Here is a 14,309-nt window from a genome sequence, read left to right as displayed (position 1 = left end):
CGCCTCAACGGCTTAGGCTCAGAGCATGCGAATAACGAAGCGTGAACATGCCTGCCTCGTCGTCGAAAAGCAGGGCGAGCAGCTCGTCATCGACCCTGGCGCCTTCACCGCCCCGCTCGAAGCGATCGATTCGCTCGCCGGCGTCGTGATTACGCACGAGCATCCCGACCACTGGACCCCCGAGCACCTCGAGCGACTCCGCGCCCTCAACCCGGCGGTGCCCATCTACGGCCCGGCCGGGGTCGCGGCAGCGGCATCCGCATTCGACATCACTGTTGTCGCTGAAGGCGACGAGGTCACCGCCGGCGGCTTCGCCTTGGCCTTCTACGGTCGCGAGCACGCGGTCATCCACCGCAGCATTCCGATCATCGACAACGTCGGTGTGCTCGTCGATGGCACCCTCTACTACGGCGGCGACTCGTACACGGTGCCGCCCGTCCCGGTCACCGTGCTCGCGGCGCCGGCCGGTGCGCCCTGGCTCAAGATCGGTGAAGCCATGGACTTCGTCGCCGAGGTTGCGCCGAAGCACGCGTTCCCCACCCACCAGGTGCCGCTCTCACCGATCGGTCTGGGCATGGCGAATCAGCGGCTCAGTGGCGTGACCGAGGCCGGTGGCGGCACCTATCACGTGCTCGAAGTTGGCGACACGCTCGACGTGTGAGTGCCGGCCGACTCTCGCCGCGCTATGTCTTACGCGCCGACGAGACTCGTCGACGTCGGTGCAGCGTGGCCGGATGCTGACGCGAGGGTCTGGCAGACCTGCCAGGCTCCGTCGTACGAGCCCTCCGGCAGCGTCTCCAACCAGCGCGCGAGCCGGCGATCAACGAAGTCGGTGTGGGCGAGGCGCATGATGTCATCGCGCGTCGCCGGAAAATCGAGCACCGAGAGCACCCCGGTCAGCGTGTGAATCGAGTTCATCATCCTGCCTTTCTCGATGGCCGGGCTGGACGAGTGCCCGTACTGAGCAAGATAGGCACGTTTCGTGGATTCGTGAACCCCCGAGTTTTCGGCGGCACTGCGCGATGCCGAGCGGCCCACCCACACACGCAAAAACCCCCGCCCGGTGTAACCGGAATGCGGGGGCGAAACTAGCGAAAATCCTGCTGGGGTACCTGGACTCGAACCAAGAACAACGGTACCAGAAACCGCCGTGTTGCCAATTACACCATACCCCAATGGCTCCGACCGTGATCGGCACCAAGAGTCCACTTTACCCTACGCGGCACGATGATTCGAACCGCTGATGTGGCGCTGGCGCCCCTCTGCAATCGGCGGGCAGCTAGCGTCGGTGCGCCGTCGGAACACCGATCAGATCGCGGTTGATGGTCGCCGCCACACGCCCACCGGCGCCCGCCGCGACGATGAGCTGCTGCGGGCCGGGCGACGTGATGTCGCCGGCGGCATACACGCCAGCGTGGCTCGTGCGTCCGTCGCGATCGACCGTCAGCAGCCCCCAGCCGTCGGCGTCGAGGTGGAGCGACTCCGCAAACTCGAGTTGCGCGTGCCACCGCGGGCGCACAAAGCCGCCAGAGACCGCGACGACCTCGCCATCGGTGAGCCGCACTCCCGTGACGCCCTCACGACCGCCCTCGATGTCCGCAATCGCTCGGCGCTCCACCCGCACCCCGCGGTCGCCGAGCAGATCTTGCTGACCGGGGGTGACGGCATCCGAGCCATTCGTGAACACGGTGAGGTGGTCGCTCCACTGCGCGATGAGCATGGCCCGCCACGCGACATCCGAAGTCTCGCCGATGAGGGCGATCGGGCGGTCGCTGTATTCATAGCCATCGCACGCAACACAGCTGAACAGGCCCATGCCATAGAACGAGCGGATGCTCGGCAGCGCCGGAAGCTCCTCGCGCAGCCCCGTCGCGAGCAGCACGGTGCCGGTGCGCACTGTGCGGTCAGGAGCCCCGTTGATGCCCTTCGCCGTGACCTCGAACAAGCCAGTCGCACCGGTCGTGTGGGTCTCAGTGCTGTAGACGTACTCCCCCGGCTCAGCGAGCGCCGTGATGCCGGTCACGCGCGCGAGCTGATGCTCCGCCTCTTGGTAAGAGAGGTATTCCTCTCGGCCGAGCCTGCGCAGTTCGTGCGGCGGCGTGTTGTCGCGGGTGAGAAAGCCGTGGGAAATGAGGGTCGCAGAATGCCGCGGACGATTGCTGTCGAGCACGAGCACGCGCCGGCGGGCACGTACCAGGTTGAGGGCGGCGCTCAGACCGGCCGGCCCAGCACCCACCACGACGACGTCATAATCGCCCGGCTCACGCTCGAACACGGCGTTCACAGTCGGTCGGCGAGCCTTTGCAGGCGCGCGAGGGTGCTCGACCGGCCGAGGAGCTCCATCGACTCAAACAGCGGCGGGCTGATGCGACGGCCAGAGATCGCAGTGCGGAGCGCGCCGAATGCGGTGCGCGGCTTGAGCCCGAGCCCATCGATGAGGGCCTCGCGGAGGGCCGCCTCGATCGTGTCGTGCTTCCACTCCTCCAACGCCGTGAGCGCCTCGATGCTCGCCGCGAGCACCGCAGTGCCCTCGTCGCCCGGCAGGGCGTTCGCGTCGTACTGGATCGCATCATCGGCCGTAAAGAGGAACGCGAGCAGGCCGCGCGCCTCGCCGAGCAACTGCATGCGCTCCTGCACGAGCGGGGCCGCCTTCGACAGGCGCACCCGGTCTTCGCCACTCGTCACCAGATCGGTGAGGTATGGCAGCAGGCGCTCGGCGAAATCGTGCGGCTCCAGCATCCGGATGTGATCGCCGTTGATCGACTCGGCCTTCTTCTGGTCGAAGCGTGCCGGGTTGGGGTTCACATCGGTGACCTCGAATGCCGCCACCATCTCATCGATCGTGAACACGTCGCGGTCGTGCGACAGCGACCAGCCGAGCAGGGCCAGATAGTTGATGAGCCCCTCCGGCACGAAGCCACGATCGCGGTGGTTGAAGAGGTTCGACTCGGGGTCGCGCTTCGACAGCTTCTTGTTCGCGTCGCCCATCACGTAGGGCAGGTGACCGAACTGCGGGATCGCGGATGCCACGCCGATCTCGATGAGCGCCGTATAGAGCGCGATCTGCCGCGGGGTGCTCGAGAGCAGGTCTTCGCCGCGGAGCACATGCGTGATGCCCATGAGCGCATCATCGACCGGATTCACGAAGGTGTAGAGCGGGATTCCGTTGGGCCGAACCACCACAAAGTCGGTGAAGCTGCCAGCCGGGAACGTGATGTCGCCGCGCACCAGGTCGTGGAACCCAAGATCGTGGTCTGGAACCCTCAGCCGCAGGGCCGGCTGACGACCCTCCGCCCTGTATGCGGCGCGCTGCTCCTCCGTGAGGTGGCGCTCGAAATTGTCGTACCCCTGCTTCGGGTCGCGACCGTTCGCAATGTTGCGCGCCTCGATCTCCTCCCCCGTGGCAAATGACTCGTAGAGGTGACCGGCGTCAACCAGCTGATCGATGATGCCCTGATAGATGCCGCTGCGCTGCGACTGGCGGTAGGGTTCGTGCGGCCCACCGACGTCGATTCCCTCATCCCAGTCGAGGTTGAGCCACTTCAGCGCCTCAAGCAGTTGCAGGTAGCTTTCTTCGCTGTCGCGCGCGGCATCCGTGTCTTCAATGCGGAAGACGAGCTTGCCACCGTGGTGGCGGGCGAACGCCCAGTTGAAGAGCGCCGTACGGATGAGCCCGACGTGCGGAGTGCCGGTCGGCGAAGGGCAGAAGCGGACGCGCACATCGGCGCCGGATGCGGTGGAGAAGAGAGCAGACATTGCTCCTATCCTACGGCGGCGGGCTCACTGCCCGGCGGTCGCACTGACTCGCGCCGAATGGCCCTCCCAGTGCCTGCTACAGGGCGCTTTCGCGCGAGTCACGTGCTCGAAGGCCGCGGACAAGGAGCCATAGCCCTGCGAGCAGGAACACCACGGGAAGCACAATCGCCGCGATGGCCATACCCCTCCCTGTGAAAGCCCACGCGGGAAGCAGCGCCAGCACGACAAGCACCGGAATCGCCGTCACCATCGCCTTCTCCCACGTGCGCCAGGCTTGCGAGATCCACATCAGGATGATTCCACCGACCCACCCGACGACGGGCACCAGCGCAACAAGAAGCGCCGTCAGCACGATGTACCAGGTGGGTGCCGTGACCGCCGAATTGTCGACCTCGACGCTCGGGCCCCCGGAACCTGAGCGCGCCTCCGCCGCGATAAACGCTGGGTCGCCGAGTCGCTCGATGCGCTGGGCTGCGGCCGCGGCATCCAACCCTTCGAGCTCCTCCGCAACCCCTGCGCGAATATCGCGGGCAACCAGCGGCTCCACGCTGCCGAGTTCAGCGTCGAGCGCCGCGAGGTAGCTTCGCACGACCTGGGGTGCGGATGTCTCGGTCATTGGCAATCCTCTCCGATGAACTGCTGCACGGTGCGGGTGAACGGCCCCCACTGCTCGCGGAACGCCTCGAGCTGAGCCACTCCGGCGTCGCTGAGGCGGTAGTACCTGCGCACCGGTCCGGTCTCGGATGACTCGTCGAACGTGGTGACGAGACCCTGGCTTCGCAGGCGGCTCAGCACCGGATAGAGGGTGCCGATGCTCGCGATCATGCCGTGCTCGATGAGCGTTTCCGACAGCTGCCAGCCGTACATGGGCTCGCGTGCTAGCTGGCCGAGGATGCACGACTCGACAACTCCCTTGCGGAGTTGCGCCCCAACATCCACTGTCATGCATCACAAGTTAGCTTGCATGGCAAGCTACCGCAACCGCGCCACCGTCGTGAGCGGTCAGAAAACGCGCTTCCTCGTGTCGAGAAGCACACTGTTTGACCTCTCACACGAGGAGCACCCTCGAGTGCTAGATGCGGGTGCGCGCCGGGTTGCTCAGGGTGCCGATGCCCTCGATCGTGATGTCGACCGTCTGGCCGTCGACGAAACCACCGAGCCCTGCGGGCGTTCCGGTGAGGATGAGGTCTCCCGGCAGGAGGGTCCAGACATCCGAAATATATTCGATCAGCTCGGGGACACCGTGCAGCAGGTCGCGGGTGTTGCCGCTGCGACGTGGTTCACCATCGACGAAGGTCGAAATCTCAAGGTTGGACGGGTCGAGTTCGGTTTCAATGACCGGGCCGGTCGGGCAAAACGTGTCATAGCCCTTTGCACGAGCCCACTGGCCGTCGGCGAACATCTGGTCGCGCGCCGACACATCGTTGGCGATCGTGTAGCCGAAAACGTAGTCGGCCGCGTCGGCCGCCTTGACCCGCTTCGCGATCTTGCCGATCACGATCGCGAGTTCGCCCTCGTGCACGATGCGACCTTCGACGGGCGGAATCTGGATCGTCTCGCCTGGGCCGATCACGGAGGTGTTCGGCTTGAGGAAGATGAGCGGGTTGTTGCTGGGCGCCGTGATCCTGTCCATCTCCGCTTTGTGCTCCGCGTAGTTGAGGCCGACACACACGACCTTGGAGCGCGGGATCACGGGGGCAAGCAGCCGCACGTCGGCGAGCGCGACGCGTTCACCAGTCGTCTCGTAGCCGGAGAACATGGGGTCGCCCGCAAGGACGACGAGTTCGTCGTCGTCGAGAATTCCGTAGCGGGGGTCATTGCCGGCAGAGCTGAAACGCGCGATCTTCACCGCTTGAGTCTACCGCTCCTCACAGCGGGGGGCCTGACGGCCCCAGCGACCACACGCCAGCTCAGGCGTCGAGCCGTGTCAGCCAACCATGCCGATCGGCGACCCGGCCGTACTGGATGTCGGTGAGCTCTGCGCGCAGCGACATCGTCAGCTCGCCCGCGACAGCATCCGCCGAACCGATCTCGAAGCCCTGCGCCTTGACGAGCCCGATCGGGGTGACGACGGCGGCGGTGCCACAGGCGAACGCCTCGACGATGTCGCCGGATGCCGCCCCCTCGCGCCATTCGTCGATGCTCACGTGTCGCCGCTCGACGGTGTGCCCGCGGTCTGCCGCAAGCTGCAGGATGCTGTCGCGTGTGATGCCCTCAAGGATGCTGTCGGAGTCTGGGGTGACGATCGTGCCGTCACGGTAGACGAGCACAACGTTCATGCCACCGAGCTCTTCGATGTACTTGCCTTCGACGGAGTCGAGGAAGAGCACCTGGTCGCAGCCCTGCTCGTAGGCCTGCGCCTGCGCCAGCAGCGATGCGGCATAGTTGCCGCCCGTCTTTGCCGCACCGGTGCCGCCGCGGCCCGCCCGCGTGTAGTCACTCGACAGCCAGATGCTGATGGGCGCGACCCCACCGTGGAAGTAGGCGCCAGCGGGGCTCGCGATGACGGAATAGGTGACGCGATGCGCGGGCCTGACCCCGAGAAACTTTTCGCTCGCATACATGAACGGGCGCAGGTAGAGCGACGTCTCGTCGGCCGTCGGCACCCAGTCGGCATCGATCGTGACGAGCTGACGGAGGGACTCCACAAACAGCTCGGTCGGCAGCTCAGGGAGCGCAAGGCGCCGTGCGGATCGCTGGAGTCGACGCGCATTCGCGTCGGGGCGGAAAGTCCAGATCGTGCCGTCAGCGTGACGGTACGCCTTCATGCCCTCAAAGATCTCCTGGCCGTAGTGCAGCACCGCCGAGGCGGGGTCCATGCTGATGGGCCCGTAGGGGCGCACGTGCGCGTCGTGCCACCCGTCGCCGATCGTCCACGTGATGTCGACCATGTGGTCGGTGAAGTGCTTGCCGAACCCTGGGCTCGCGAGCACCTGCTCGCGCTCAGCGGTGCTGTGCGCGGTGGTGCTGCGCTGCACGTCGAAGGCGAGACCGGTGTGGTTAGTGGTGTCGGTCATGACGGTCCTTCTGTGTCGTGGTGCTAGCGGGCGAGTTCGGCGGCGATGGCGTCGCCGACCTGGGCGGTGCTGCGCTTCACCGATCCGCGGGAGCCGAGATCTGATTCGACGGCCGCGACGATGCGGGCCGAAGCATCCGTGAACTTCAGATGGTCGAGCATCAGGGCGGCAGACAGGATTGCCGCGGTGGGATCGGCCAGCTGCTTGCCAGCGATGTCGGGGGCCGACCCGTGGACCGGCTCGAACATGCTGGGGAAGGCGCCATCCGGATTGATGTTGCCCGAGGCGGCCAACCCGATTCCACCGCAAATCGCGGCGGCCAGATCGGTGATGATGTCACCGAAAAGGTTGTCGGTGACGATCGTATCGAACCTTGCCGGATCGGCCACCATGTGGATGGTCGCAGCGTCGATGTGCTGGTAGTCGACCGCGACCTCCGGATACTCGGATGCGACGGCGTCGACCGTGCGCTGCCAGAGACCCCCGGCGTGCACGAGCACGTTCGTCTTGTGCACGAGCGTGAGCTTCTTCGCCGCGCGCGACTGTGCCGTCTCGAAGCCGAACCGCACGAGCCGCTCAACCCCGAACGCAGTGTTAACGCTCACTTCATTGGCGATCTCATGCGGCGTGCCGGTGCGGATGCTGCCGCCATTGCCCACATACGGACCCTCGGTGCCCTCCCGCACGACAACGAAGTCGACCTCTCCTGGGTTCGCGAGCGGTGAGGTGACCGAAGGGTAGAGCGTGGTGGGACGAAGGTTGACGTAGTGATCGAAGGCGAAGCGAAGCTTGAGGAGCATGCCGCGTTCGATGATGCCACCGGCGAGGCGGGGGTCGCGCGGGTCGCCACCGACCGCGCCGAGGAGGATTGCGTCGTGCTCCGCGAGCGCGTCGAGGTCGGCCTGATCGAGGATGCGACCGGTTTCGAGAAAGTGAGTGGCTCCGAACGGAAAATCGACCGTTTCGAGCTCCGCGTCGTCGCCGAGCGCAGCATTCAGCACTTTCACAGCCTCGGCCGTGACCTCCGGCCCGATTCCATCACCGGCGATGACGGCGAGCTTGAGATTACGGGGCATTCGGCACTCCTCGGTCGACACGGGACGTTGTCGTGATCCAGCGTAGCGGCGTCGGTGCCGAAGAAATTTCCCCCGAAACCCCGAAAGTCGGACTACCTTTCACATCAGACATCGGACTTCAGGTCGACCCGACCATCCGGCCACCGGCCGGTCGATGTCATGAACATGAACGAAAGGACTCAGCACATGGGTATCGGTTCAGGAATCTTTCTCTTCGTCCTCGGGGCAATCCTCGCCTTCGCGGTGAACGTCGACCTCGGCGGTGTCGTGAACCTCGACCTCATCGGCTACCTCCTCATGGGTGCCGGACTGGTCGTGTTCCTCGTCTCACTCGTAATGGCGACGCGCAAGCGCTCGTCGGTGTCGACCGTGCGTCAGGTCGACGGCACGGGTGAGCGTGTCACGCAGCGCGAGACCCGCAGCGACCCCATCGACCCGGTCGCCTAAGCACACACCGCACAACGAAGGGCCCGGCGAGCAGTTGCCGGGCCCTTCGTCACGCCCTCACTAGACTTGCGGCCATGGAAATCCTGCACAACATCCTCGTTATCCTGCATTTCATCGGTCTCGCCTCACTTCTCGGCGGGTTCCTCGTGCAGATGAAGTCCATCAAGACCCGATCGGTCGTCATCAATCCCGCCATCATCCACGGTGCGCTCACGCAGCTCGTCACCGGCCTGCTGCTCGTCGGTCTGGCAGAGGCGGGCGACGCAGACCTGAACCACGTGAAAGTCGGAATCAAGCTCGGCATCGCACTCATCATTACGGTGCTCGCCCTCGTCAATCGCAAGAAGAAGCCCGTCTCGACCCCCGTCTTCGGCCTCATCGGCGCGCTCACCATCGCGAACATCGTCGTCGCGGTGGTCGTCCCCGGCGTCGCCTGACCCTCGCCTGCTGACCCCTGCCTGCACGACGAATGCCCCCGCCGATCCGGCGGGGGCATTCGTCGTTCGAACGCGTCGGCTACGCCTCGCGCATCCCAGTCGGCTACGCCTCGGGCATATCGGTCGGCTACGCCTCGGTGATATCAATCTCCTGCATCACGTCTGCATCGATCGCGATGCGGACTGCGTCGAGCAGGCTGTCGGGTGCCGGTGAGTCGATCGTGAGCACGCTGAGCGCCTGACCGCCGGCTTCGCGACGACTGATCTGCATGCCTGCGATGTTGATGCCGGCATCGCCGAACTCTTTGCCGTAGACCGCGACGATGCCGGGGCGGTCGGTGTAGAGCATGACGATGTGGTGCTTCGCAATGGGCACCTCGACATCGTGCCCGTTGACCTCGACGAGCTTCTCGATCTGCTTCGACCCCGTGAGGGTGCCCGAAACGGAGACCTGCGTGCCGTCGGTGAGGCCGCCGCGGATGGTGAGGAGATTGCGGTACTCGTCGCTCACTGCGTCGGTGATGAGCCGGACCTCAATGCCGCGCTGCTCCGCGAGGAGTGGCGCGTTGACATATGAAACCGTCTCGCTCACGACGTTCGTGAAGATTCCCTTCAGGGCCGCGAGCTTGAGCACGCTCACGTCGAGGTCGGCGATCTCGCCGCGCACCTCGATGTCGACACTGCTCACCGGCCCGTGGGCGATGCCGCTGAAGACCTGGCCGAGCTTCTCCATGAGCGCAATGCCGGGGCGCACCGATTCGGCAATGACCCCACCGGCCACGTTGACGGCGTCGGGCACCAGTTCGCCGTCGAGCGCGAGGCGCACCGACTTGGCCACCGAAACGCCAGCTTTCTCCTGCGCCTCATCCGTCGAAGCACCGAGGTGCGGGGTGAGCACCACGTTGTCGAGCGTGGCGAACGGCGAGTCCTTGGGCGGTTCGCTCACGAACACGTCGAGGCCGGCGCCTGCGATGCGCTTCGTCGAGAGCGCTTCGAAGAGTGCCTCCTCGTCGATGATGCCGCCGCGGCTGCAGTTGACGATGCGCAGCTCTGGCTTCGCCTTGGCGAATTCTGCCGCACCGAAAAGACCGGTGGTTTCCGGAGTCTTGGGAATGTGGATGGTGATGAAATCCGACTGCTCGATGAGCTCATCGAGCGTCACTACCGTGACCCCGAGCTGCTGGGCGCGGACCGGCGTCACATAGGGGTCATAGGCGATGAGATTGGCACCGAACCCGGCGAGCCGCTGCGCGACCAGCGTGCCGATGCGCCCGAGGCCGACGATGCCGATGGTCTTTTCAAAGAGCTCGATGCCCGTGTACTTGGAGCGCTTCCACTCCCCCGCCTTCATCGACTGGTTCGCATCCGGAATGAAGCGCGCAAGGCTGAGGATGTGGCCGACCGCAAGCTCTGCCGCCGAAATGACGTTCGAGGTCGGCGCATTGACGACCATGACCCCGGCCGACGTGGCCGACTTGATGTCGACGTTGTCGAGGCCGACGCCAGCGCGGGCGATGACCTTAAGCTGCTTGCCCGCGGCGATCGCCTCGGCATCCATCTTGGTCGCCGAACGCACCAGCACGGCGGATGCTTCGGCAAGCGCCGCCAGCAGCGCCGGGCGGTCGGTGCCGTCCACGGTGCGGACGTCGAAATCGGGGCCAAGGGCCTCGACGGTAGCGGGCGACAGTTCTTCAGCGATCAGCACGATCGGCTTTGCCACGAAAGGTTCCATTCGTCGTAAGGGAGGGGGTGTCGCCGCGATGCAAGGGTCCGCGACTCGGTCAGTTTAGTGCACCTCACATTCCCGCCCGGGGATGCTGACGGGCGGGCACACCCCGGCGCCATCACTGGGGCGGGTCGCTCAGATGAGGGCCGTGAACGTCAGGGTGAAGGCGGCGACCACCGCGAGCCCGACGAGGTAGATGACGGCCTGCGCGCCGGGACGGCGACGACGACCGGCCCACCAGGCGACGACAAACGCGACGACCGGCAGGGCGACGTTTGCCCAGAGCAGTGTCCACGGCACGGCGATTGCGGCGAGGTCATTCTCAGTGCGGAACTCATTGCGTGACGAGAGCTCAGCCGGCACGCCGACGAGGTTGGTGATCGCCTCGATGAGGTCGTAGGCGAACAGCAGCCCAAAGAGGATTGCAACGGTCGCGACGAGCCATTTCGGCCCGCTCCGATCGGCAGAGGGAGGGCTGGAACTGGCGGCAGCGGCGCGAGCGCTCATGCTGATCCTCCAAGGATGAACGGCCACGGCGCGAGCAGCAGCACTCCAGCACCCAACCACGCGAGACGCCGGGCGGGCTTGTCAGCGCTCGTCAGCAGCAGCACAGCGCCAAACCAGATGATGGGCGACGCGATCGCCAAGAACTCCCCCAGCTGGTACATGATCTCGGCGAAGAGGCTCGGTTGCGTGAACGTGTCCCGCCGCACGGCGATGAACCATCCGACCGAATAGAGCAAGAAGATGCCGGCCGTGATGCCATAACTCACGAGCACGGCAGACCCGGTGGAGGTCGCCGCCTCTGGAATCGGAGGCTCTGTGCCGCGAGGTGTCGCCGGACCGGCAACATGGCTTGGATCTTCGTCTCCCCAGCGCAGGGCGTCGTCGTCGGGGTCCGCGATCATGCACCGACTCTAACGCGTGCCGCGACCGTGATGCTTGTGGGATGCGGTTGACTTCTCTGATGGAGCGACGACGCCACGACCACCCCACTACCGACACCGAGTGGCTCGCCCACGCCGTCAGCCTCGCCGTGAAAAACGTTTCGGATGGTGGTGGCCCCTTCGGTGCCGTCATCGTGCGCGACGGCGTGGCGATTGGCACCGGCCAGAACCGCGTGACGCGCGACATTGACCCCACAGCTCACGCCGAAGTTGTCGCGATCCGCGCCGCCTGCGCCAGCATTGGCGACTTTTCCCTCGCCGGTTGCGTGCTCTACACCTCGTGCGAACCGTGCCCCCTCTGCATCTCGGCGGCGCTGTGGGCCAGGGTCGATCGCGTCGTCTACTCGGCCGACCGCACGGATGCCGCGAGCGCCGGCTTCGACGATGACGAGTTCTATGCCACGCTCGCGCGCGACCGCTCGACCTGGGGCATGACGGTCACCGAAATGAGGACGCCAGACGCGGCAGCACCATTCGAGGCGTGGCGCTCTAGCAACGGTCGCATCGACTACTGACAGCCTGTAGTGCAGTCGTGAGGTGTCGTAGCTAGGTCGAATCGCTGTCGTTGAGCAGGCTCCGGATGAAGCTCGATGGAAGCGCCGCGGCGAGCGACGCGGGGGTGCCCGTATGCGTGACCACACCCTGCTCGAGCACGACCACACGGTCCGCGAGCGCTGTCGCGTCGGCGAAACTGTGGGTGACAAGGAGCGTCGGCACCCCGGCATCCGCGAGATGGGCGGCGAGGTCACTCCGCACGTGGGCGCGCACCTCGGCGTCGAGCGCGGAGAGCGGCTCGTCGAGGAGGAGTGCCCTCGGTCGAGACGCAAGAGCACGGGCGAGGGCAACGCGCTGGGCCTGACCGCCTGAGAGGTCGCGGGGCCGTTGCCGGGCGAGAGCACCGACATCGAGCCGATCCAGCCATTCGAGGGCCTCGGCACGCGCTACGGCTCGCCGGCCCCCTCGGGCCCGTGCACCGAAGGCGACGTTCTCAAGCACGCTGAGATGAGGCATGAGGAGCGGGTGTTGCAGCATGACTCCGAAGCCCCGCTGTTCCGGCGCGAGCCGGATGCCTGACTGCGAGTCGAGCAGTGTGCGGTCGCCGAGGAGCACCGTGCCGGCAGCATCGAGCACGCCGGCCGTCGCAGCAACGATGCTTGACTTGCCAGAACCATTCGGCCCGAGGAGGGCGACGGTCTCGCCGGCCTCGATATGCATTGCGACGGTGATGGCCAGGGCGGGCCGGTGCACCCGCAGGTCGATGTCGAGTCTGCCGTCAGACCGCCCGGTCATCATCGCGTGAGCCCAGGGGTCCACCGGTCGCGCAGCAGCAAGAGCACGGCAACGGCGACGAGCATGAGCACGAGGGCAAGGGCGATTGCCGTGTCGGGATCGCGTTGGAGTTCGAGGTACGTGGCGATCGGCAGCGTCTGCGTTGTGCCAGGAAAACTCCCCGCGAAAGTGATGGTCGCACCGAACTCCCCGAGTGCTCTCGTGAAGCAGAGGAGTGCACCCGCCGCGATGCCGGGAGCGACGCTGGGCACTGTCACTCGACGAAAGACGGTGAAGCGGGACGCACCGAGAGTTGCCGCAACGAGTTCTATTCGACGGTCGGCCCCGGCGAGGGCACCCTCGACCGCAAGCACGAGGAACGGCATCGCCACAAAGACCTGGGCGATGACGACCGCCGCCGGTGTGAACGGAATGGTGACATCCCACCACTCGTACAGCCACGCGCCGATGAGGCCGTTGCGGCCGAGCAACAGCACGAGGGCGACACCGCCGACGACCGGCGGCAGCACGAGGGGCACGGTAACGAGCGCGCGAAGCAGACGGCGGGGCGCTGCGGGCCACGCCGCTGAACGCGCGAGCACGACCGCGAGGGGGATGCCGAGCACGAGACTCGCGACGGTCGCGGCCGTCGCCGTGCCGATCGAAAGCGTCAGAGCGCTGAGCACGGCAGGCCTCGCAAGCAGGTCTCCGAGCTCTGACCAGGGCGCCCGCAGCACGAGTGCGACCAGCGGCAAGACAAGCAGCGCCATGGCGATGACCGCCGGGATCCAGAGGACCCGAGGCACACGAACCGGCGTCGAGGGGGTCACCGTCGCGGGCGAAGAATCAGGGCGCACCAAAGCCGGCCTCCTTGAGGATGGTGGCGCCCTCTGCCGAACGCACGAGGTCGATGAAGTCGTTGGCGGCATCGCCAGCCTGCGGTGTCGCCGCGATGAAGACCTCACTTCGCACCCCGTCGATGTGTTCGACAACCTCGACCCTGCCCGTCGCCGCATCGCTTGCATAGATGAGACCAACGTCAACCTGACCGAGTTCGAGACGATTCACAACACCGAGCGCACTTTCTTCGAGCGAATCGGGTGCGGCGTCGACACCGGCCGCGTCGAGGGCGATCTCCGCGAGGGCACCGCACGGCACCGTCGGTGCGCAGAGTGCGACCCGCAGCTCAGCTCTCGCCAGGTCACTGAGCGCGTCGATCCCTCCCGGGTTGCCGAGCGGCACGGCGAGCACGAGGGAATTGCTCGCGATGATCTCGGCGGGCCCGACTACCCCAGCCTCTCTCGCGCGACTCATGGTGCGATCGTCAGCTGACACGAAGACATCGGCGGGGGCTCCCTCGGTCAACTGAAACGCCAACGCGGTGCTGCCACCGAGATTCACGACGATGTCGACATCCGGATACTCGCGCTCGAAGCGTTGCTCGAGGCGCTCCATCGCGACGCCGAGCGACGACGCGGCGAACACCACGACGGTCGCTGTTGTGTCGCGCGAGTCGGACGCCCCGCACCCGGCGAGCGAGGCGATGATCGCGACAGCACCGCCGACCGCGGCGGGGAGGCGACGATTGCCGATCTTCGATCGCATCGCTCTCCTTGACGCTGTCAGCACCTCTT

18 protein-coding genes and 1 tRNA gene are annotated in these 14,309 nt (G+C 66.1%); 4 read left to right on the top strand and 15 right to left on the bottom strand.

Annotation, left to right across the window (positions count from 1 at the left end; genetic code table 11):
- Positions 1-25 precede the first annotated feature (25 nt).
- The gene (locus tag ACY48M_RS01605; protein WP_462818492.1) at positions 26-661 is read left to right on the top strand and encodes an MBL fold metallo-hydrolase; all 636 of its coding nucleotides are present in this window, start codon (positions 26-28) and stop codon (positions 659-661) included.
- Between the two features lie 29 nt (positions 662-690).
- On the opposite strand, the gene ACY48M_RS01600 is transcribed toward ACY48M_RS01605, so the two are convergent.
- The 9 genes from ACY48M_RS01600 to ACY48M_RS01560 all read right to left on the bottom strand — a co-directional run bounded on the left by ACY48M_RS01600 (position 691) and on the right by ACY48M_RS01560 (position 7,849).
- Positions 691-921: a DUF2795 domain-containing protein gene (locus tag ACY48M_RS01600; protein ID WP_462818491.1), complete on the bottom strand. Its 231-nt coding sequence runs from the start codon at positions 919-921 to the stop codon at positions 691-693.
- 182 nt (positions 922-1,103) lie between these two features.
- Positions 1,104-1,175, bottom strand: a tRNA-Gln gene (locus ACY48M_RS01595).
- A 104-nt stretch (positions 1,176-1,279) separates the two neighbouring features.
- Positions 1,280-2,284, bottom strand: coding sequence for an NAD(P)/FAD-dependent oxidoreductase (locus tag ACY48M_RS01590; RefSeq protein WP_462818490.1), 1,005 nt, complete (start codon positions 2,282-2,284; stop codon positions 1,280-1,282).
- Complete coding sequence (gene gltX / locus ACY48M_RS01585) at positions 2,281-3,756, bottom strand: glutamate--tRNA ligase (RefSeq protein WP_462818489.1); 1,476 nt, start codon at positions 3,754-3,756, stop codon at positions 2,281-2,283. The genes ACY48M_RS01590 and gltX overlap by 4 nt, the downstream gene beginning before the upstream one ends.
- Positions 3,757-3,832: 76 nt before the next feature.
- Positions 3,833-4,372 carry a hypothetical protein gene (locus ACY48M_RS01580; RefSeq protein WP_462818488.1) on the bottom strand — a complete coding sequence of 180 codons (540 nt, stop codon included), beginning with the start codon at positions 4,370-4,372 and terminating at the stop codon, positions 3,833-3,835.
- Positions 4,369-4,701, bottom strand: a complete 333-nt coding sequence (locus tag ACY48M_RS01575) for a PadR family transcriptional regulator (RefSeq protein ID WP_462818487.1) — start codon at positions 4,699-4,701, stop codon at positions 4,369-4,371. Before ACY48M_RS01575 ends, ACY48M_RS01580 begins: the two co-directional genes overlap by 4 nt.
- Before the next feature lie 127 nt (positions 4,702-4,828).
- Positions 4,829-5,605: a fumarylacetoacetate hydrolase family protein gene (locus ACY48M_RS01570; RefSeq protein WP_462818486.1), complete on the bottom strand. Its 777-nt coding sequence runs from the start codon at positions 5,603-5,605 to the stop codon at positions 4,829-4,831.
- Between the two features lie 61 nt (positions 5,606-5,666).
- Positions 5,667-6,773 (bottom strand): branched-chain amino acid aminotransferase, encoded by a 1,107-nt coding sequence (locus ACY48M_RS01565; protein WP_462818485.1) that lies wholly within the window; start codon positions 6,771-6,773, stop codon positions 5,667-5,669.
- A gap of 23 nt (positions 6,774-6,796) precedes the next feature.
- Positions 6,797-7,849, bottom strand: coding sequence for a 3-isopropylmalate dehydrogenase (locus tag ACY48M_RS01560; RefSeq protein ID WP_462818484.1), 1,053 nt, complete (start codon positions 7,847-7,849; stop codon positions 6,797-6,799).
- Positions 7,850-8,035: 186 nt separating this feature from the next.
- On the opposite strand from ACY48M_RS01560, the gene ACY48M_RS01555 reads away from it, so the two are divergent.
- Positions 8,036-8,296: a DUF6458 family protein gene (locus ACY48M_RS01555; RefSeq protein ID WP_462818483.1), complete on the top strand. Its 261-nt coding sequence runs from the start codon at positions 8,036-8,038 to the stop codon at positions 8,294-8,296.
- A 74-nt stretch (positions 8,297-8,370) separates the two neighbouring features.
- Positions 8,371-8,733 (top strand): hypothetical protein, encoded by a 363-nt coding sequence (locus ACY48M_RS01550; RefSeq protein ID WP_462818482.1) that lies wholly within the window; start codon positions 8,371-8,373, stop codon positions 8,731-8,733.
- A gap of 127 nt (positions 8,734-8,860) precedes the next feature.
- Here the strand turns inward: ACY48M_RS01550 and serA are convergent, their stop codons facing one another.
- From serA to ACY48M_RS01535, 3 genes are all read right to left on the bottom strand, one after another.
- Entirely contained in the window at positions 8,861-10,453 is a 1,593-nt protein-coding gene (gene serA / locus ACY48M_RS01545) for a phosphoglycerate dehydrogenase (protein ID WP_462818481.1), read from the bottom strand.
- Between the two features lie 141 nt (positions 10,454-10,594).
- A complete protein-coding gene (locus ACY48M_RS01540) occupies positions 10,595-10,966 on the bottom strand; it encodes a hypothetical protein (protein WP_462818480.1) in 372 nt (123 codons plus the stop codon).
- Positions 10,963-11,367, bottom strand: a complete 405-nt coding sequence (locus tag ACY48M_RS01535; RefSeq protein ID WP_462818479.1) for a hypothetical protein — start codon at positions 11,365-11,367, stop codon at positions 10,963-10,965. The genes ACY48M_RS01540 and ACY48M_RS01535 overlap by 4 nt, the downstream gene beginning before the upstream one ends.
- A 59-nt stretch (positions 11,368-11,426) precedes the next feature.
- On the opposite strand from ACY48M_RS01535, the gene ACY48M_RS01530 reads away from it, so the two are divergent.
- Complete coding sequence (locus ACY48M_RS01530) at positions 11,427-11,921, top strand: nucleoside deaminase (protein ID WP_462818478.1); 495 nt, start codon at positions 11,427-11,429, stop codon at positions 11,919-11,921.
- A 31-nt stretch (positions 11,922-11,952) separates the two neighbouring features.
- Here ACY48M_RS01530 and ACY48M_RS01525 read toward each other — a convergent pair whose 3' ends face one another.
- From ACY48M_RS01525 to modA, 3 genes are read right to left on the bottom strand one after another with little or no spacing between them, the layout of a single operon-like run.
- Positions 11,953-12,696: an ABC transporter ATP-binding protein gene (locus ACY48M_RS01525; protein ID WP_462818477.1), complete on the bottom strand. Its 744-nt coding sequence runs from the start codon at positions 12,694-12,696 to the stop codon at positions 11,953-11,955.
- A complete protein-coding gene (gene modB / locus ACY48M_RS01520) occupies positions 12,696-13,532 on the bottom strand; it encodes a molybdate ABC transporter permease subunit (RefSeq protein ID WP_462818476.1) in 837 nt (278 codons plus the stop codon). The genes ACY48M_RS01525 and modB overlap by 1 nt, the downstream gene beginning before the upstream one ends.
- Positions 13,522-14,280 carry a molybdate ABC transporter substrate-binding protein gene (gene modA / locus ACY48M_RS01515; RefSeq protein WP_462818475.1) on the bottom strand — a complete coding sequence of 253 codons (759 nt, stop codon included), beginning with the start codon at positions 14,278-14,280 and terminating at the stop codon, positions 13,522-13,524. The genes modB and modA overlap by 11 nt, the downstream gene beginning before the upstream one ends.
- Positions 14,281-14,309 lie beyond the last annotated feature (29 nt).

It is taken from the genome of Homoserinimonas flava (assembly GCF_054969005.1).
The sequence above is the reverse complement of the archived record's forward strand: the minus strand, read 5'-3'. Positions and strand labels throughout refer to the sequence as shown.